This window comes from Providencia sp. PROV272 (genome assembly GCF_049901975.1).
Lineage (GTDB): Bacteria > Pseudomonadota > Gammaproteobacteria > Enterobacterales > Enterobacteriaceae > Providencia > Providencia stuartii.
In genome coordinates this window covers 1,065,152-1,084,263 of record NZ_CP096291.1, presented here as the reverse complement: position 1 = coordinate 1,084,263, position 19,112 = coordinate 1,065,152, and the positions used below count along the sequence as shown (strand labels likewise).

Below are 19,112 nucleotides of genomic sequence, written 5' to 3'. Positions count from 1 at the left end.
CACCAACAAAATATTATTTCAAAATGTAACAAACAACATCAAAATGTAATCAACTGTTGAACATAGCGGCCTAAACGGTAGTCATCGCCTATTTAAAATCATAGCCAGCCATGCTTTCTACTATTGATATATAAAAGCGATAAGACAAAAAACGCTCTACCTATTTTTATGTATTAATGGGAAAATACCCGCATCTGATAAATATTAATCAACTTTCAAGGTTGCTATGAGCCCAGAATTGCAAAATTTAATCAGCCTATTGGAGCTGGAAAAAATCGAAGAGGGTATTTATCGAGGTCAAAGTGAAGATCTTGGATTACCTCAAGTATTTGGGGGGCAAGTTGTTGGTCAAGCCATGTACGCAGCGGAACAGACTATCCCCGAAGGTCGCGTAATAAATTCATTCCATAGCTATTTCTTGCGCCCTGGTGATAGCCAACGCCCTATTGTCTATGATGTCGAAATATTAAGAGATGGTGGCAGCTTTAGTACACGACGCATCAGCGCAATACAACATGGCAAGCCCATCTTTTTTATGACGGCCTCTTTCCAAGCACAAGAAGAGGGGTTTAATCACCAGAACCTCATGCCAGATGTCCCTTTACCAGAGACACTGGCATCACAGGATGAAATCATTCAACGTTTGGCAACCCAATTGCCCGAGTCGGTCAAAAAGTATGCTTTGCGCCCAAATCCTTTTGAGTTTCGGCCTATTCAATTTTACAGCCCATTTAATAACCCACCGCAAGAGCCTTTTCGTTATATTTGGTTTAAAGCCAAAGGCCAATTGCCTGATATTCCCTCATTACACAACTACTTATTAGGCTATGCGTCTGACTATAATTTTTTACCTGCAACCCTACAGCCACATGGCCGTGGGTTTATGGAGAGAGATTTGCAAGTCGCAACAATCGATCACTCAATGTGGTATCACCGACTATTTAAAATTGATGATTGGTTACTCTATGCCATTGAAAGCCCTTCCGCTTCAGGAGGACGAGGCTTTGTTAAAGGGCAAATTTATGACCGACAAGGGGTCTTAGTGGCAACAGCGGTTCAAGAAGGGGTGATCCGTAAAAGAAGGCCTCGCTAAGTCAACTATAGCTAATTAGTGCGAGTACTCACTAACTATTTTGTGAGTTAAAAAACGCCCCCAGTAATGGGTTATCCAACTATTGGGGGTCATTCACTATTTTCGCTTTAGTTTGGGATATCGTGACCGCACTCATCTATCATTATGTTTATCAAGATATTGAGATGTAGGTGTTGAACAGCTTTAGTTTGATAAACTTCCTTGTATGTTAGTACCAACTCACTTTTTGGCTTCGATCAATTATAGGCACTCTCTCCATGATAAGTGATATCAAGCCCTTCTCGCTCCTGTTCAACATCAACACGTAAGCCTGTTGTCTTATCTGCGATTAAAAATGCAAGGTAGGCAACAATTGAGGTCCAAACAACACAAATAAGTATGCTAAACGCCTGAATGCCAACTTGTTTTATCATTGTTATACCTTCTGCATACCCCATCCCCCCGAGAGCCGCCGAAGTAAACACCCCCGTGAGTAAGCACCCAACCACCCCGCAAACACCATGAACACCAAAGACATCACAAACATCATCAACTTTTAACCAACGTTTTAAAACCACAACCCCCCATAACCCAGCAATACCTGAAAGTAGGCCGATAATTAATGCTCCTGCAACCCCAACCGTTCCTGCTGCGGGTGTAACACCAACCAACCCCGCTAAGCACCCTGAGCAGGCACCTAACAATGAGGGCTTATCCCTAAATATCCATTCAGCAAGTACCCATGAAAGTATTGCTCCGGATGCCGCTACCACCGTATTAATAAATGCCAAGGCCGCGACGGAATTCGCACTTCCCGCTGACCCCGCATTAAAACCAAACCAACCGATAAATAAGATTGCGGTACCCATAAACACCATCGGCAAGTTGTGAGGCTTTATGACTTCTTTACCCAACCCTGTGCGCTTTCCAAGTAAGTAAGCACCAACAAGCCCAGCAACAGCGGCATTAATATGAACGACAGTGCCTCCAGCAAAGTCCAAAGCACCATCTTGGGCAAGGAGTCCTCCTCCCCACACCATATGAGCAATAGGCAAATAAGCAAAGGTTGTCCAAATGACAGTAAATATCAGTATTGCAGAAAATTTAACTCGTTCGCCTAATGCACCAACCACCAGCGCAACCGTCAAACAAGCGAAAGCACCTTGGAATGCGACATGAATAAATTGAGGGATGGTGGCAGATAAGCTGTCAATATTGATACCCTTGAGCATAAATTGGCTTAATCCCCCAAAAAAGCTATTACCCTCACTAAATGAAATACTGTAACCATAGATGACCCAAATCACTGAAACAAGTGCAAAAATAACCATAGTTTGCGCCATCAGTGCGAGGACATTTTTGCTTCTCAGTAACCCGCCATAAAATAAAGCAATACCCGGAACGATCATGAATAGGACTAATGCAGTGCAAACCATCATAAATGCGTTATCCGCTTTATCGACACCGTCATCAGATGCAAACACTCTTGCAGGAAAACTTGCTATAAATAGCCAACACAAACGTTGAAACAGTTTACTCATCGCTACTCTCCTATAGTGCTTCATCTTGTTTCTCGCCAGTACGGATACGTATGGCTTGCTCAAGCTCTAATACAAATATTTTCCCATCACCTACTTGCCCTGTATTTGCTGCTTTTTCTATTGACTCAATAACGAGATCAGCAAATTCATCGGAAACAGCAATTTCTAGACGCACTTTTGGTAAGAAGTCGACGGTATATTCTGCACCACGATATAATTCAGAATGTCCTTTTTGCCGCCCAAAACCACGCACTTCAGTCATCGTAAGGCCTTGTATCCCTATATCTGAAAGAGCCTCTCTGACCTCGTCTAACTTAAAAGGCTTAATAATTGCGATGATATATTTCATTTTCCCTCCGGATAATATGATCCCCTACCTATCCAGCTAAAGACGTACGACAACATCATCATTGGCTGCAACTACACTAACAGCAAATAGCATGCCAAAATTAATTATGCTTATAATTCAAATAGTCATCGCAAAAGAAAAGGCCACTCATCCGAGTGGCCTTTTGACGATGCGTTAAAAATGTGCAAACAGGCTAATTCAATAACGCTTCAGGCTCTATATCATCATGCAAATTCAACGATTCACCGACCTGTTGAAGCTGATACATTTGATAATAACGCCCTTTTTGTTGCAGTAGCTGTGTATGACTACCTTTTTCAACAATTGCACCACGATGAAGCACAACAACCTGATCGGCATCGACAATTGTGGATAATCGGTGTGCAATAACCACAAGTGTAGTCGTTTGGCGGATTATACGCAGTGCTTTTTGAATAGCCTGTTCTGTACCTGAATCGATATTGGCTGTCGCCTCATCCAGAATTAATATTTTGGGTGTTGCAACTAAGACCCGAGCCATCGCGAGTAGTTGCCTTTGCCCGACAGAAAGCGTATTCCTCTGTTCTCCTAGTAGCGAATCTAATCCTTCTGGCAGTGATCGGACATGCTCAGCTAACTGTACAACATCGAGAACCTGCCAAACTTTTTCTTGGGTTATCTCACGCCCTAACGCGACATTATCAAAGAAAGATGCCGCTAGAACGACAGGATCCTGTTGCACCATCGCGATCCCATTACGTAAAACTTGATGTGAAAGTGTGTGTAAGGAACGTCCATCAAGTAGGATCTCCCCTTGCTGCCAAGGGTAATAGCCCATAATCAGGTTTGCGATGGTACTTTTCCCACTTCCCGTGTGACCAACTAAAGCAACAAAGCTATTTTCAGGAATATGAAGATTGATATCCGTTAACACTTTTTTGTCATCACGATACGCAAAAGATAACCCCTGAATATCAATAGCACCACTTTGTAATGGCTGTATATTATTGCCATAAGCTTGTTTCGGACTATCCATTAATTCAAACACTCGCTCACCTGAAACGACCGCTTGTTGCAACATAGATTGTTGAGAGGTCAATTCGATGAGAGGCTCATTTAAACGTCCAAGATAGTTGATAAAAGCATATAAAACCCCAACACCAATTGTGCTCGTACCATCAAATCCAAACAATAACAGTAACCCACAAAGCACCGATGCCGAGATCAAGCTAAGCAGAGGTCGAAGTAATAACCCATCCAGTTTTAATGCCTTCATGCGTGCAAGGTAGTGATCTTGACTAGCCTCTAACATTTTCTCGCCAAACCGAGCTTGTTGGCGGAATTGCTGGATCACTGTCATGCCATTGATCACTTCATTAAAGCCATTATTTATTTCAGCAAGATAAGAACGAACGCGGCGCACAATCGGAGTACTTAGCCGTTGATACACGAGCATCACCACCATCACGGCTGGAAAAATCATGACTGCCACTAAAGCCATGCGCCATTCAAGGGTAAACATCGCGATAAGCATCGCACAAATTAGCGCTAAACTACGGAAGACTGTCGGCACAACCATCACAAATAGGTCTTTAATAACTTCGGTATCATTAGTAACACGGGAAATGATTTGACCTACAGGTTGTTTATCAAACGCACTTAATGGTTGTCTTAATGCTGAGTTCATTACGTCGGTACGTAAAGCCTGAACCACGCCAACAGCCGCTTTGTTAAATAAGATCGTTTGATAATAATGTAAGAGTGCAGCAGCAATCTGTAATAACACAAAACCAACCGCTAAATATAAGGTTAACGGCATGATGATCTGTTTCTTAGCCACCATGTTGTCAATAAAATAACTAATCAGCAAAGGCCCACTGACTTCAGCCGCAGCAGCGACCCATAGCATAACAATGGCAACCGACATTGTACCGCGGTGAACTTTGCCATAGCTAAGTAAGCGTTTTAACGCTGGCCACAATGGTTTTTTCTGACTCATAAATCACCATCCAAAGTGGCTTCGATTTGTTGATAATGGTACATATCTTTATACCATCCAGGTTGGACTGATAACGTTGAGTGAATACCTTCCGCCGCAATGCTTCCTTGGGATAACACGAGAATATTATCAGCGTCGACTAACGCAGATAGGCGGTGTGCACTAATGATTAATGTTTTACCCTCTCGCCAGCGACTTAAATTTTGTAAAATAGTAAATTCAGTCTGCCCATCCACCGCCGATAACGCATCATCTAAAATTAAAATTTCGGCATTTTGCAAAATAGCGCGCGCAATAGAAATTCGCTGTTTTTGCCCACCAGACAACATTACGCCACGCTCACCCACTTGGGTTTGGTAGCCTTCAGGTAACCTCAAAATATCATCATGTACGCAAGCAATACGCGCAGCTTCCTCAATCTGCTCTACTGTGGCTTGTGGGTTGCCTAATGCGATATTCCCTGCAATCGTATCAGAGAATAAAAAAGGTGATTGGTTAACAACGGCTAAACGACCTCGCCACTCATCTAACCGAATCTCAGGTAACGGTTTCCCCTGATAAGAAATCGCGCCTTCAGTAACATCGAATTGGCGCTGGATCAGCGTAATAAGTGTTGATTTCCCTGAACCTGTCGGGCCACATAGTCCTAAAAATTGCCCCGGTTTGAGGTCAAATTGAATGTCGTGGAGTGCGACTCTATCTGTTTCAGGGTAGCTAAACGTTTTAATTCTCGCGCTCAATGCCCCTTTTTCAGCACCCAGTGATTGATGCCCATCTTCAATATCGAGCGGCTCATCAAGTAAACTTCGGATACGACTATAAGCAGCACTACCACGCTCTACGATATTAAACATCCATGCCAATGCCAGCATAGGCCAAATCATTAGCCCCAAGTACATCACAAAGCTAGTCAGTTCACCGAGCGTCAATGTTCCTTGTAATACCATCCAACTGCCACCGCCAATAGCAAGCAAGTTAGCCATACCGATAGCGATAAAAATGGTTGGGTCAAAGCGTGCATCAACTCTGGCAACATGCATATTACGCCGCCCTGCTTCTGTCGCAACCTGCTCAAATTGGTTTGATTGGTGATCTTCAAGACCAAAAGCTTTAATCATGCGAATACTGGTTAAACTCTCTTGAGCATGATTATTTAGGGATGAAAATGCGCCTTGGGCATGTTTGAAACGATGATGTAATTGGTCGCCATAGCGTTTAATAACTAGTGCCATAATTGGCATAGGAATTAATGCTAATAACGTTAACTGCCAACTGATCTCCACGCTCATCATGATCAATACCGCACATCCCATGACTAAGGAATCAACAAACGTCAGTACCCCTTCCCCCGCTGCAAAAACAACGCGGTCAACATCATTGGTTGTACGCGCTATTAAATCCCCCGTTCGATAGCGTAGATAGAAAGACTGATTTTGTAGGCTTAATTGGCGATAGAATTTTTGTCGCAATTGTACGGCTAACTTATAGGATGCTCCGAATAACCAAATCCGCCACACATAGCGCAGCCCATACACAACGACAGCGATAAATAACATCAAGGCGACATAAGATACTAGCTGGCTCGTAGCCATCGTCTGGTTGCTAATACCATCAACAACAACGCCCACAAGCCGTGGAGGAACAAGCTGTAAAATAGCAATAATAATGAGAAAGCAAACCGCGCCAACATAGCGCCGCCATTCACTAAGAAAATACCAGCTTAATTGTGAAAATAATCGCACTGAGTTACTGCCTTGAATAAGATTTAATATTTGCCATTATGTGGCATCCTAACGATGCAAAACAATTGAGAAAAGCAGAACTAACAACACTAATCAGGAATAGGTAGCGCTGTCGTATACTTGATTTTTTCCATTGCAAAACTAGAGGTTACATCAATCAGGCCATGAACGCCATTAACCAGTTTCTTATAAAATAGATCGTAGGATTTCATATCTTTGACTTCGACTTGCATCAGATAATCATACTCTCCTGCCATACGGTAAAACATAAGGACTTCAGGGAGTTGGCTAACAAAAGAGACAAATTGTTCATACCACTCGCTGTTATGGTGTTGCGTTTTGATCATAACAATAACCGTTAGACCGAGACCTAATTTTTCCCCATCAAGCAAGGTCACTCGGTGGCGAATGTACCCTTCATCCTCCAAGCGTTTCAACCTTTTCCAACAAGGAGTCGACGTCAAGTTAACGGCCTCTGCAAGTGCATTTAAAGATAGACTACTGTCATTTTGCAACAAGCGAAGCAACTTTTTATCTATCTTATCTAACATAGGTATTCTCTTTTTATTTATAAAAAAATATCACTGTCGACTTTATATAATAGAATGATTTTACCTAAATAGATTTACGACAGCATAAATAATTCATCAATAACCACAAAAAGACAAAAATTTCCCTGTTCATCACACGCTAGCATCATTACCATGACCCATCAGTTAAGTATTTATATTTTTGAGTAGGAGAAGTGTTTATGAAACGTGCTGTTGTTGTCTTCAGTGGTGGTCAAGACTCGACGACTTGTCTCATTCAAGCTTTAAAAATGTATGATGAAGTCCATTGTGTCACCTTTGATTATGGACAACGTCATCGGCTTGAAATTGAAGTGGCTCAAAAGCTAAGCCATTCACTGGGTGCAGCCGCGCATAAAATCCTTGATGTAAACCTACTCAATGAGTTAGCCGTAAGCAGTTTGACCCGCGACAATATCCCTGTACCCGACTATAACGAAAGTGCAACTAATGGGCTACCTAGCACTTTTGTTCCGGGTAGAAACATTCTCTTTTTAACGCTTGCAGCCATCTACGCTTACCAAGTCCAAGCAGAGGCGGTTATCACAGGCGTATGTGAAACCGATTTTTCAGGCTACCCTGATTGCCGAGACGAATTTGTTAAAGCACTTAACCATGCCGTAAACCTTGGGCTAGCAAAAGATATCCGCTTTGAAACGCCTTTAATGTGGCTCGATAAAGCACAAACATGGGCACTTGCAGACTATTATGGGCATTTAGAAACCATACGTGAGCAAACGTTGACTTGTTATAATGGTATACAAGGTGACGGTTGTGGGGAGTGTGCTGCATGCCACCTTCGCAGTAAAGGCTTGGACTATTATTTAAGCCATAAAGAGTCGGTGTTAGCTTCTCTAAAAAAACTCGCTAATCTCGCTTAGTACTTTGCTTGCTAACCACACCGGAGAGTTAACAGCTTTCCGGTGTTAATGATTAAGCGGTAATAAAATCTTCAGTACTGCTTTTGGATAATAACTCAAGTTTTTCGCGCAGTTCCCCTTCAATCTTAATGGATTTATTCAGCGCTAAATCAATAAAGACAAAAGTCACCTTTGCATCTGACACCACTTCTCTCTTACCTTGCCTTTCGCGTGTTATTTGCTGATAGCACAACGCACTTTTAGTACCAATTTTTTCAATACGCGTTGTCACTGTTAGCTCATCGCCAAGTATGGCACCATGAAAATAGTTCACATTGATATTAACCGCCACCATGGCAAGCTGGCTTTTTAGCGCCCAGCCCAGAAAATTGTGCTCATCCATACAAGCCCATCTATCTGATTCATAAAACTCCAGATAACGTGCGTTGTTCACATGTTGGAAAACATCAATATGATAACCACGTACTTTAATTTGCGTTGCCATAACTACTCCGACCAGTTGCTATTCGTTACAAAAATATAACAAACAATCATGCTATTTGCTGAAATGTTCTATTTTCTTCGATACTGATCGCATTTTTTATGTATCAAGGCAAGTATTACAATAATAGGATCGTCTTAGATCACACTATAATATTGGCATTCACCACAAATAAGATTAAGTGCCCACAACAAGGTGGGCACACAGCTCACTATAGCGCTAGCTTGCCTCTGTTTTTCTCTAAAAATGCAGGCCCTATTCCACGTACTTCCAAAATATTTTCAAGAGTATTAAATGCGCCATACTTCTCCCTATACTCAACGATAGCTTTCGCTTTTTGTATGCCAATTCCATGAAGCTTTTTCGCTAACTCTTCGGCACTCGCTTGGTTGATGTTCACTTGATTTGTCTCTTTCAAATTCTCCGATGGTTTTTCCTCCTTAGGCTTTTTACTAACCACCGCCGCCACTGGCTTATCAGCTTCTGCTTTTTTTGCTAGCGCCGATTGTGAGCACATTAATATCGTCAGAATAACGGCAGCGCTGCCTAATGATTGCTTTATAAATTTCATCCATGTCATTGATGTTCTCCTGTTTAAATTGAGATGCCACAATGCCAAATTTATTATGCAAAAGCTTTTTTGTGATGATAGAAATGAGAAAGGCCACCCAAAGGTGGCCTCAACTTATTTTTGTTGCACTTAGAATTACGAGCGGCTTCGCAATTTAGTCTAAATTAATCACTTCAATTTTGGCGTTATTACGTAAGTTCTGAATCAAAGCTTCATTTACCGCCATTCCCATCATACCACGGTAGTTTGCGGTTAACTGCTCAAGCTCTTTATCTGAAGCTTTGCCTGGGATCACTTTATCAAGTTGAATAATGACTAAATTATCTTTTTCATCACGCACTGTTGTATAAGTTGCTTTGCCGTCAGCAGGTTTCGCCATTGCCATTGCCGCGCCAATAACTGGCGTTTGAGGCATCAAGCGTGAAACCTTTTCAGGTGCAGAAAACTGAATATTCGCAGTATCGCCTTTACCTTCTTTCAAGGCTGCAACTAATTTCTCGCCTTCAGCTTTTAATGCTGCATTCGCTTTCTGGCGCTTAACGAGTGTTTCAACTTGAGATTTAACAGCTTCTAATGGTTGAGTTTGCTCCGGTGCATATTGTGATACACGGACAACAAATGCACGGTCACCTTGAACGTCGATAACATCTGAGTTAATCCCCGTAGAACCATTTTGATCCACTAAACGTTCACTGAATATTTCGTTGATCACTTTAGGGTAATTAAGCGCTGCTGGCGGATTATTTTTATCAAACCAATCCGTTGCCACCACTTTTAAACCTGATACTTCTTCAACTGAAGCAAGTGACTCATTATCATTTGTGGCCGCTTCACTGACTTTCTGCTGTAAGTCATAAAACTGCTTACTATTTTTGTCCTGAATCAGTTTATTTTTAATCTCATCCTTCACCGAGTCGAGAGGCTTAATACTTTCAGGTTTGATATCATCCAAACGGAAAATCACAAAATTTGAATCTGACTTAATAGGTGTAGAGATTTGCCCTTTTTCCGTTAAGTTAGCGTTAACGATTTCAGAGGGCGTCGAGGCTTCTTCCATCCAACCAATGATACCTTTATTACCCGCACTAAGCTTATCGGTTGATTTCTCAGTTGCTAACGCCACAAAATCAGCACCGGCTTTTAGCTCATCAATGATAGCGTTAGCTTCTTTCTCTGACGCCACTTGGATCATGCTGTAGTGCTTTTGCTCAGCTTGAGTGTAGTTTTTTAGGTTTTGCTCATAATACGTTTTTACCTCTTCATCAGTGACTGATTGTGGAGGTAAAGCTGCCGCGTCTATTTCTACATAGCTAACTTGCACTTTCTCAGGAGCAATAAAGCTATCCTGATTCGCATTATAGTAAGCTTTAATTTCATCTTCAGTCGCCGTCTGCTTTGCTTGTTCATCGGCTAACGAAAGGGTCGCTACACGAATTTCGCGCTCTTGTAAAACGAGCTCTGCATATGTTTTCACTTCTGAAGGTAGCGCAAAATCGGTTTTAATAAATGAATCAGAAAGCTGAGAGAGAATTAAATTAGCACGGACTTGTTCCGCTAAGTTATCAGCACTGTAGTTATTTGCTGCCAATATCTGACGATACTTATCGCCATCAAATTTTCCATTAGTTTGGAATACTGGCATTTCAAAAATTGCATCCTTTACCTGCTGATCACTGGCAGATAAGTTTAATTCATTAGCATATTCAGCCATTAACGTACTGTTAATCAAGTTATTTAAAACCTGATTACGCAAAAATTTCATGCTCTCTTCATTGCCAGCAATTTCAGAGAACTTATCACCCAAGGAATCTTGTAAAGACTGACGCTCTTGCGAGAAAGCCGTTTGGAATTGCTCCCTGCTAATTGACTGTCCATTAACTTTAGCAGCATCATTACTTGAACCGCCAATCATGTAACCAGCAACCCCTGTCAGCACGAATGACAGGATAATAATAGCCAGTAGCACTTTGATAAAAGGACTGTTCGCTTTCGTGCGTAGATTGTCCATCATAAAAAGGCTTAACTCCGCTTGTTAAATTCAATTTCCTAATAATACGCTAATCTTAACCCAGATTGAAAAAAAAGCGCACCATTTCCATGATGCGCCTCTATATTAGCTGATTAATATTATTCAGTCAGTGTGTGTTTTAGAAAAAATAAAACAAAACCAAAAGAAAACTGAATTAGCTATTAACCGCGTCTTTTAAACCTTTGCCCGGACGGAAAGCAGGTACTTTCGCCGCAGCGATCTTAATCTCTTTACCTGTTTGTGGGTTACGTCCTGTACGAGCGGCACGCTCACGAACAGTGAATGTACCAAAGCCAACTAAAGCAACATCGTCACCTTTGCTTAGTGAAGTCGTTACAGATGCAACAAACGCATCAACAACGCGACCAGCTGCAGCTTTAGAAATGTTCGCTTCAGAAGCGATTTGATCAATCAGTTGAGACTTATTCACTCTTATCATCCCCATATTAGTTTTGACTATGATCTTAATTAGGCTATTTAAGCTAATTAATGATGCAGCCGTTATATCAATCCTGAATGCCAATGGCAAGAGAACAGATTACATCCAAATAATTATCAGAATCATCGTTAAATTAGCGACGAAAAAAAAGACTGACAACCCCTAAATTAGCTGTCAGTCTCATTTTTATGTAAACTTCTTGATTCAGCTCACTCTTTTTGACTTATTTTTTACGATTTCCGCACCAAATGGTGGGTTCGCTAGTGCTAAAGAGAGTACTTCTTCAATTGTTTTAACCGGATGAATTTCCAAATCTGCAATAACGTTTTCTGGAATTTCTTCCAAGTCACGTTTATTCTCAAATGGAATTAATACTGTCTTGATGCCACCGCGGTGTGCCGCAAGTAATTTCTCTTTCAGACCACCAATCGGTAAAACAAGACCTCTTAAAGTAATTTCACCCGTCATTGCTACATCAGCTTTAACAGGATTCCCCGTTAAACAAGACACCAGCGCGGTTGACATTGCAATCCCCGCACTTGGGCCATCTTTTGGCGTCGCACCTTCCGGAACGTGTACATGGATATCGCGTTTTTCATAGAAATCGCTATTGATACCCAGTTTTTCTGCTCGAGCACGTACTACGGTTAATGCCGCTTGGATGGATTCCTGCATAACTTCACCGAGTGAACCGGTATACGTGAGTTTGCCTTTGCCCGGAACACAAGCTGTCTCGATGGTTAATAAATCACCACCTACTTCTGTCCATGCAAGACCTGTCACTTGACCAACTCGGTTTTCAGTATCTGCTTGCCCGTAATCGAATTTGCGCACACCTAAAAAGTCTTTTAGGTTGTCAGCGTTAATTTCGATATGTTTAAGCTTTTTATCCATCAATAAGGCTTTCACCGCTTTACGGCACAATTTCGAAATTTCACGTTCGAGGCCACGCACACCAGCTTCACGCGTGTAATAACGAATAATGCCGATTAATGCACTGTCATCGATGGTTAGCTCACCTTTTTTCAAGGCATTACGCTGAACTTGTTTCGGCAATAAGTGTTGCTTAGCAATATTCAGCTTTTCATCTTCCGTATAACCGGAAAGACGGATCACTTCCATACGGTCAAGTAACGGCGCTGGGATGTTCATTGAGTTCGACGTAGCAACAAACATCACATCTGACAGATCGTAATCCACTTCCAAATAGTGATCGTTAAAGGCGACATTTTGCTCAGGATCTAATACCTCTAACAATGCGGATGCTGGATCGCCACGCATATCAGAAGACATTTTATCGATCTCATCTAACAGGAATAGTGGGTTTTTTACCCCAACTTTTGCCATTTTCTGGATCAATTTACCCGGCATAGAACCGATATAGGTACGACGGTGACCACGGATCTCCGCTTCGTCACGCACACCACCTAACGCCATACGGGTATACTGGCGCCCTGTCGCTTTCGCAATAGATTGCCCAAGAGAAGTTTTACCAACCCCCGGAGGCCCTACCAGACATAAAATAGGCCCTTTAATTTTGCTAACACGGCTTTGTACTGCCAGATACTCTAAAATACGCTCTTTAACGCGCTCTAAGCCATAATGGTCTTTATCAAGGACTTCTTGCGCCTTAACAAGATCTTTTTTCACTTTGCTGCGCGCATGCCATGGCACCTGCACCATCCAGTCAATATAGCTACGTACGACGGTGGCTTCAGCCGACATCGGAGACATCATTTTTAGCTTCTGCAACTCAGCTTCCGCTTTTTCATGAGCCTCTTTTGGCATCTTCGCTTCTTCAATTTTACGTTTCAGCGCTTCGTATTCATCTGGCGCGTCATCCATTTCACCAAGCTCTTTTTGAATCGCTTTCATTTGCTCATTCAAATAGTATTCGCGTTGGCTTTTTTCCATCTGTTTTTTAACACGATTACGGATGCGTTTTTCAACTTGCAGCAGCTCAGTTTCTGACTCCATCATGGCCATCAGGAACTCAACACGCTCGGCGACATTCGCCATCTCTAATACGCGCTGTTTATCTGCCAATTTCAATGGCATATGAGAAGCTATTGTGTCCGCTAGTTTATCGAGTTGATCTTGTTCAATCGAGTGTAGCGAGGTCAGCACCTCAGGCGGAATTTTTTTGTTCAGTTTGATGTAGCTTTCGAACTGACTGACTATCGTGCGATAAAGAACCTCTTGTTCTTTTTCATCAAGAAGCTCTGCAACTTGCGTTTTAGCACCCGCTTCATTGTAAAAGTTATCAGTTCCCGCAACGTGTTTCACTGATTCAGGCTGTAACAGTTCAGCTTGTGCTAAGAAATATTCACCATTGTCAGTTAAACTGCTTATGCGTGCTCTTCTTAAACCTTCAACTAGTACTTTAACTGTACCATCGGGCAATTTCAGCATTTGAATAACTGAAGCAACGGTGCCAACAGAAAATAAATCGTTAACCCCAGGCTCATCAGTTGAGGCCTCTTTTTGGGCTACCAGCATTACTTGCTTGTCATGATCCATCGCTGCTTCCAGACTGTGAATGGATTTTTCACGTCCAACAAACAGTGGGATCACCATATGTGGGTACACCACTACATCACGCAGAGGCAATACTGGTATTTCTATGCGTTCGGAACGCTCAGGATTCATAAAGCTCTCTCTTCGTTTAGCTTACGCTAGTTTAAGGGTTTCCAACTATTGTTTAGAAAGTAATTATTTTAAAAACAAAGAAACCACACTCAGAATATAAACTATATGGGGATAAGATTTTAGCATTCAATGGGTACTTGAAGATAAAAAGTGAAATGAGGGGAGGATCCCTCATTTCACTGATAACTTTTTGGTGCTAAATCCTAGGCGCTAATTATCACCAGAGGCTTGGGCATCAGGCTTGCTGTAGATCAGTAATGGCTCTGATTGTTCATTAATCACATTCTCATCAACAACGACTTTTTCAACACCTTCCATAGAAGGCAGATCGTACATTGTATTTAGTAATGCGGCTTCAACAATTGAGCGTAAGCCACGAGCCCCGGTTTTACGAGCCATTGCCTTTTTAGCAATCGCTTTTAAGGCTTCTTCACGGAACTCTAACTCTGTCCCTTCAAGGCTAAATAGCGCTTGATATTGCTTGGTTAATGCGTTCTTCGGTTCCTGCAAAATCTGAATCAATGCTTCTTCACTCAATTCAGTTAATGTCGCAACAACAGGCAAACGACCAATAAACTCAGGGATCAGACCAAATTTGATTAAATCTTCTGGTTCTGTTTGCGTTAACAACTCACCTTCACTGATTTTGTCAGATTCGCCTTTGACTTCCGCAGCGAAACCAATACCTGAACGTGTGTTTAAACGCTGACCGATGACTTTATCAAGCCCTGCAAACGCACCACCACAGATAAATAAGATTTTAGAGGTATCAACCTGTAAAAACTCTTGTTGAGGATGCTTGCGACCACCTTGTGGAGGAACCGCCGCCACTGTTCCTTCAATGAGTTTCAGTAGCGCTTGCTGTACCCCTTCCCCTGAAACATCACGGGTAATGGATGGGTTATCTGATTTACGCGAAATTTTGTCAATTTCATCAATGTAAACAATACCGCGTTGAGCTTTTTCTACATCGTAGTCGCATTTTTGCAGTAATTTTTGGATGATATTTTCGACATCTTCCCCCACGTAACCCGCTTCGGTTAATGTGGTTGCATCAGCCATCGTAAATGGCACATCCAAGTAACGAGCCAACGTCTCAGCCAACAGTGTTTTACCGCTACCTGTTGGGCCGATCAGCAAAATATTACTTTTACCAAGCTCTACCCCTTCAGCAGTGGTATCTCCATTACGTAAACGCTTGTAATGGTTATAAACAGCAACAGAAAGTACTTTCTTCGCTTGTTCTTGACCTATGACGTAATCATCAAGATGCTCTCTAATTTCATGGGGAGTAGGCAGTGCACTACGCTCACGATGAGGAGCTAACTCTTTGATCTCTTCACGGATGATATCGAGGCATAAATCGACACATTCATCACAAATATAGACTGACGGACCGGCAATCAGCTTGCGGACTTCATGCTGACTTTTTCCGCAGAAAGAGCAGTACAACAGCTTACCTGACCCCTCTTTGCGTTTTTCTGTCATCAGTTGACCTCACTTATCGTCAAACTACCCTGTTTATTTGCTGGATAAACAACCTAAAACAGGATAATAAATTTCTTTAATATTAATTAAGTATGGATAAATCCTAGCTAATTAACGGCTAGTATAAATATGGTCGACCAAACCATACTCTTTGGCTTCATCTGCAGACAAGAAACGATCGCGTTCAGTATCACGATTAATCTCTTCAACTGATTTACCTGTGTGCAATGCCATTAATTCATTCATTCGAGTTTTCACTTTCAGAATTTCCTGAGCGTGAATTTGAATGTCTGTCGCTTGTCCTTGATAACCGCCCAATGGTTGGTGGATCATCACACGAGAGTTCGGCAAGCAGAAGCGTTTGCCTTTAGTCCCCGCAGCCAGCAAGAAAGAGCCCATAGAGCAAGCTTGCCCCATACAGATTGTGCTGACATCCGGCTTAATAAATTGCATTGTGTCATAGATAGACATACCTGCGGTGATCACACCACCAGGGGAGTTGATGTAAAGTTGGATATCTTTTTCTGGGTTTTCCGCTTCCAGAAATAGCATCTGTGCGACAATTAAGTTCGCCATATGATCTTCCACCTGACCTGTCAGGAAGATAATACGTTCTTTTAACAGACGTGAATAAATATCGTATGAACGTTCACCCCGAGAGGTCTGCTCAATGACCATTGGCACTAGAGCCATTTGGGATGCTAGATTTTCCTGACCGCCAAAATATGACATCGAAATCTCCTATTAAAAACTATCTGGTGCTTGCGCCTAAATTTGCTGTTTGTTCGACTTTTAAGCATTCTAAGCAGCAAACAAACAGTTTGTCTTTAAAAATTCTCTATCTTGCCTATTTCCACTATTATCTCATCTCGTTATTTCTTTTAAGTTAACTAAAAAGCTGTTAATAGAGATGAGCATGAACACAGCGAATGACGCCGTAGAAAACAAGACCCACTATAAAATAGTTTAACACAAGTCTGTAAGGATTCACGGATTTGTTCTTTCAGATAACCGAGAACCAAACAGCCTATCTTATGTGAATATACCGCAGCGCTTATAATAAAATTAGGGCGAAAATGTGATTTTCAAGACGATTGGTGCGCCTACCTTAAATAATTCGAGTGGTAATAAAGCGACAAGTAAGCCATCTTAGGCAGCACAAATGGCTAATAACCCCCAAGCTCAGCCTCTATCTAGGCACCCTCACCCTAACTTGAAATGTGATAACTCTAATTGGCAAAAAACCCGCAGCGCAATGCCACGGGTTTATTATTTGCACAACTGAAAAAGCGAAATTAACCCGCTTGAACTTGGTTCATCAGTTCTGTGAAGTTAGTTTCTTTTTCAGTCACTTTCGCAACTTCAAGAACTTTCTCAACCGCTTGTTCTTCTAATGCTAAGTTACGAACACTATTCATCAGCTCATTATTTTTGCTGTAGTATTCGATAACTTCTGCTGGATCTTCATAAGCTGACGCCATTTCTTCGATCAATGCTTTAACACGATCTTCATCAGCTTTCAGCTCATTAGCGCTGATCACTTCACCTAACAGCAGACCGATAACAACGCGACGTTTTGCTTGTTCTTCGAACAGTTCACGTGGCAGTTCCATCGCTTGCTTCTCGTTACCACCAAAGCGTTGAGCAGCTTGACGACGCAGAACGTCAATTTCGCCATCAACCACAGCAGCAGGAACTTCGATTTCGTTTGCGTTAACTAGACCATCTAAAACTTGCGCTTTAATACGGTTACGAACTGCATTTTTCAGTTCACGTTCCATATTTTTACGAACTTCAGCACGCAGACCTTCTAAAGTACCATCAACGATACCGAAACGCTTGATGAACTCTTCAGTGAATTCTGGCAGTTCACGTTGCTCAACTTTCTTCAGAACGATAGCAAACTTAGCTGCTTTACCTTTCAGGTTTTCAGCGTGGTAATCTTCTGGGAAGTTAACTTCGATATCAAACTCTTCGCCTGCTTTGTGACCAACGATGCCATCTTCAAAGCCAGGGATCATACGACCTTCGCCCATAACCAGTGCGAAATCTTCTGCTTTGCCGCCTTCGAACTCTTCACCATCGATTGAGCCAGTGAAGTTAATAGTGATACGTGAATCCGCAGTTGCCGCTTCAGAAACTTCTTTCCACTGAGCTTGTTGCTTACGCAGCGTTTCCAGCATGTTTTCCAGATCTTCATCTTTTACAGAAACAACTGGTTTTTCAACTTCGATAGTTTCCAGACCTTTCAGCTCGATTTCTGGATAAACTTCGAATTCAACTGAGTAAACAAAATCTTTACCATCTTCCAGCATTTCAGGTTTGTAGCTAGGCGCACCTGCTGGATTGATTTTTTGTTCGATGATCGCGTTGATGAAGTTACGTTGCATCACATCGCCCAGAACGTCTTGCATAACAGACGCGCCGTAACGCTGTTTAACGATGTTCATTGGTACTTTCCCTTTACGGAAACCATCAACACGTACTTTCTTCGCGACATTAACCAGCTCGCTGTTTACTGCTTTTTCAATATCGGCAGCAGGAACGGTGATTGTTACACGACGCCCAAGGCCTTGAGTCGTTTCAACAGAAACTTGCATCTTCTTACCTCAAAAAAAATCTTAGTGATCGGTCTACTCCAGAGTTTGGTCATTAAATCATAACGACCTTCTCCCTTCCAGAACCGGGGGCGTTGCTTACACAACGGTCATCCCTGATATCAGAAGCGTCCCGAAACCTTACTGAAAATTAGACGCGACATTATACCGATGCAGATGCTCCGAGTCGAGAAAAGCTGATAAAAGAAGCGATCAATCCGCTTTATTTGTGACTTTTCCGACTAAAAAATGTCTTCTCCACGCAAATTGGAGAAAAAATGCTCATCGAAATTAATGTCGACATCGTAAAATGATGTGAATCATTTCATCACAATGACAGTAAAACAGAGAATGAGTCAATCAGCCGTTTGTTTTACCACCACCACGACATGCAGGTGAATTTAATGCCGTATCCGCCAATTCCCCCCATTCTGTCGGGGTATACGTATGGAGCGCTAATGCGTGGATACTTCCTGCTAATTCGTCCGCCAAAATAGCATAAATTTCGCGATGACGGCCAACCATACGTTTATTTTCAAATTTTTCACTGACTAAAACCACCTTAAAGTGGCTTTCTGAACCAGCAGGCACATTGTGTTGATAGCTTTCATTGATCACTTCAAGATGAGCAGGTTCAAAGGCTGTATGCAACTTTTGCTGAATACGTGACTGCATATTCTGCGGTGCATTTATCCCCATAAAAATAACTCCTTTCTTCAACCAACA

16 protein-coding genes are annotated in these 19,112 nt (G+C 42.0%); 2 read left to right on the top strand and 14 right to left on the bottom strand.

Annotation, left to right across the window (positions count from 1 at the left end):
* Positions 1 to 226 precede the first annotated feature (226 nt).
* Positions 227 to 1,093, top strand: coding sequence for an acyl-CoA thioesterase II (tesB, locus tag M1E93_RS04825; RefSeq protein ID WP_426207156.1), 867 nt, complete (start codon positions 227 to 229; stop codon positions 1,091 to 1,093).
* 236 nt (positions 1,094 to 1,329) lie between these two features.
* On the opposite strand, the gene amtB is transcribed toward tesB, so the two are convergent.
* The 5 genes from amtB to M1E93_RS04800 all read right to left on the bottom strand — a co-directional run bounded on the left by amtB (position 1,330) and on the right by M1E93_RS04800 (position 7,233).
* The gene (amtB, locus tag M1E93_RS04820; RefSeq protein ID WP_014656764.1) at positions 1,330 to 2,613 is read right to left on the bottom strand and encodes an ammonium transporter AmtB; all 1,284 of its coding nucleotides are present in this window, start codon (positions 2,611 to 2,613) and stop codon (positions 1,330 to 1,332) included.
* A 10-nt stretch (positions 2,614 to 2,623) separates the two neighbouring features.
* Positions 2,624 to 2,962: a P-II family nitrogen regulator gene (locus M1E93_RS04815; protein ID WP_004927053.1), complete on the bottom strand. Its 339-nt coding sequence runs from the start codon at positions 2,960 to 2,962 to the stop codon at positions 2,624 to 2,626.
* 193 nt (positions 2,963 to 3,155) lie between these two features.
* A complete protein-coding gene (locus M1E93_RS04810; protein WP_426207155.1) occupies positions 3,156 to 4,940 on the bottom strand; it encodes a SmdB family multidrug efflux ABC transporter permease/ATP-binding protein in 1,785 nt (594 codons plus the stop codon).
* Positions 4,937 to 6,682, bottom strand: a complete 1,746-nt coding sequence (locus M1E93_RS04805) for a SmdA family multidrug ABC transporter permease/ATP-binding protein (RefSeq protein WP_004927049.1) — start codon at positions 6,680 to 6,682, stop codon at positions 4,937 to 4,939. The genes M1E93_RS04810 and M1E93_RS04805 overlap by 4 nt, the downstream gene beginning before the upstream one ends.
* Before the next feature lie 89 nt (positions 6,683 to 6,771).
* Complete coding sequence (locus tag M1E93_RS04800) at positions 6,772 to 7,233, bottom strand: Lrp/AsnC family transcriptional regulator (protein WP_004927047.1); 462 nt, start codon at positions 7,231 to 7,233, stop codon at positions 6,772 to 6,774.
* Positions 7,234 to 7,433: 200 nt separating this feature from the next.
* On the opposite strand from M1E93_RS04800, the gene queC reads away from it, so the two are divergent.
* On the top strand, positions 7,434 to 8,132 hold the full coding sequence (gene queC / locus M1E93_RS04795; protein ID WP_102780764.1) for a 7-cyano-7-deazaguanine synthase QueC: 699 nt from the start codon (positions 7,434 to 7,436) through the stop codon (positions 8,130 to 8,132).
* A gap of 52 nt (positions 8,133 to 8,184) precedes the next feature.
* Here queC and M1E93_RS04790 read toward each other — a convergent pair whose 3' ends face one another.
* From M1E93_RS04790 to bolA, 9 genes are all read right to left on the bottom strand, one after another.
* A complete protein-coding gene (locus M1E93_RS04790) occupies positions 8,185 to 8,616 on the bottom strand; it encodes an acyl-CoA thioesterase (protein ID WP_036941800.1) in 432 nt (143 codons plus the stop codon).
* A gap of 208 nt (positions 8,617 to 8,824) precedes the next feature.
* Complete coding sequence (locus M1E93_RS04785; protein ID WP_004927040.1) at positions 8,825 to 9,193, bottom strand: ComEA family DNA-binding protein; 369 nt, start codon at positions 9,191 to 9,193, stop codon at positions 8,825 to 8,827.
* Positions 9,194 to 9,338: 145 nt separating this feature from the next.
* Positions 9,339 to 11,195, bottom strand: a complete 1,857-nt coding sequence (gene ppiD / locus M1E93_RS04780) for a peptidylprolyl isomerase (protein ID WP_014656768.1) — start codon at positions 11,193 to 11,195, stop codon at positions 9,339 to 9,341.
* A gap of 172 nt (positions 11,196 to 11,367) precedes the next feature.
* Positions 11,368 to 11,643, bottom strand: coding sequence for a nucleoid-associated protein HU-beta (gene hupB, locus M1E93_RS04775; RefSeq protein WP_014656769.1), 276 nt, complete (start codon positions 11,641 to 11,643; stop codon positions 11,368 to 11,370).
* A gap of 213 nt (positions 11,644 to 11,856) precedes the next feature.
* Positions 11,857 to 14,301, bottom strand: a complete 2,445-nt coding sequence (lon, locus tag M1E93_RS04770; protein ID WP_004927032.1) for an endopeptidase La — start codon at positions 14,299 to 14,301, stop codon at positions 11,857 to 11,859.
* 210 nt (positions 14,302 to 14,511) lie between these two features.
* The gene (gene clpX, locus M1E93_RS04765) at positions 14,512 to 15,789 is read right to left on the bottom strand and encodes an ATP-dependent protease ATP-binding subunit ClpX (protein ID WP_004927031.1); all 1,278 of its coding nucleotides are present in this window, start codon (positions 15,787 to 15,789) and stop codon (positions 14,512 to 14,514) included.
* Positions 15,790 to 15,900: 111 nt separating this feature from the next.
* Entirely contained in the window at positions 15,901 to 16,521 is a 621-nt protein-coding gene (clpP, locus tag M1E93_RS04760; protein ID WP_004927029.1) for an ATP-dependent Clp endopeptidase proteolytic subunit ClpP, read from the bottom strand.
* Between the two features lie 563 nt (positions 16,522 to 17,084).
* Positions 17,085 to 18,389, bottom strand: a complete 1,305-nt coding sequence (gene tig / locus M1E93_RS04755; RefSeq protein WP_004927024.1) for a trigger factor — start codon at positions 18,387 to 18,389, stop codon at positions 17,085 to 17,087.
* Positions 18,390 to 18,746: 357 nt separating this feature from the next.
* Positions 18,747 to 19,085, bottom strand: coding sequence for a transcriptional regulator BolA (bolA, locus tag M1E93_RS04750; protein WP_004927022.1), 339 nt, complete (start codon positions 19,083 to 19,085; stop codon positions 18,747 to 18,749).
* Between the last annotated feature and the right edge of the window lie 27 nt (positions 19,086 to 19,112).